1 protein-coding gene and 1 pseudogene are annotated in these 1,100 nt (G+C 71.4%); both read right to left on the reverse strand.

Annotated elements, in window-relative coordinates:
• A pseudogene (locus AC1DP0_RS22175) lies at positions 1 to 325 on the reverse strand (hypothetical protein); the annotation flags it as partial.
• 341 nt (positions 326 to 666) lie between these two features.
• Complete coding sequence (locus AC1DP0_RS22180) at positions 667 to 981, reverse strand: thiamine-binding protein (RefSeq protein ID WP_478088794.1); 315 nt, start codon at positions 979 to 981, stop codon at positions 667 to 669.
• Positions 982 to 1,100: the final 119 nt, after the last annotated feature.

Genomic DNA, 1,100 nt, shown 5'->3' on the forward strand with positions numbered 1-1,100 from the left:
CCTTGACGCCCGTGGTCGAGAGCTCTGCGGCAGCCTTCTCGGCGGCCGTGCGACCCGACAGCGTCTTGGCGTAGGCGTTGGCCGACTGGAGCGCCGCCCCGACGAAGGCCTTCTCCCTGGCAGCGGCACCGGCCGCGGTGGCGTCGAGGGAGGACGTCGCCGCCGTACCCACGGCCGTGGCGGCCGTGGTCTGGGCGGTGTCCGGGGCGACGGCAGGGGTCTTCGGGACGCTGGCGTCGCCGGAGCTGCTGGTGCAGGCGGAGAGCATGGCGGCACTGGCGAGCGCGGCGGCAAGAGCACGTCGACGGATCGCGGCGCGGGGCATGGAAAAGCCTTTCAGTGACACAGGGGACAGGTCGAGCACCCCCGACCGCGACCCACGATACGCACGGTGGCTACGGGTTCCCAATCGGCGAGCGGCCTGGTCGAGGGCATTTCGGGCAGTCGGGACACACCCAGCAGCGAATCCGTGCCAGACGGGTCACTCCGGCCGCGGTGCGCGACCTGTCCTGTTGATCGAGAGATGTCGTACACCGTTGGTCACTGAGTCCAGCCAGGTGGTCGGCGGGCATCAACCCGGCGTAGGCGTCGCGCCGGATCGCCATGTGCACGCGCCCCAGCTCGTCGCAGTCCTCGGGGCGCAGCGGCCTGAGGCGCCAGCCGCCGTCAGTCATCCTGCTGAGCACCCAGGGCGTCCTCGAGCCGTTCGAGCTTGCCGTCGAGCTCGCCCGTCCAGCCGGGGCGGATGTCCGCCTTGAGCACGAGCCCGACTCGGGGCGAGGTCTGCGCGAGCACGTCGCAGCACTGCTTGACGATGGCCATGCACTCGTCCCACTCGCCCTCGATCGTCGTGAACATCGCGTCGGTGCGGTGCGGCAGGCCGGAGTCGCGCACGACGCGGATGGCTCGGGCGACGGCGTCGGACACCGATCCGGTGTCGTCGGCGGCGACGGTGGGTGCGACGGAGAAGGCGATCAGCATGCCCTCACCGTATGCCGCCGTGAACACCCTCGCGCGGCCACCCTTCCCCTGCACCGGCATCCGAAGGCCTGCCTCCTTGTCGGGCGCGAGGTCGCGCATCGGGTGCGCGAGGGCGACAC

The organism is Terrabacter sp. P5_B1 (assembly GCF_056400505.1).

Bases quoted from the DNA above. Each gene is read 5' to 3' on its own strand.
- AC1DP0_RS22180 (WP_478088794.1), bottom strand. From the start codon at position 981: ATGCTGATCGCCTTCTCCGTCGCACCCACCGTCGCCGCCGACGACACC.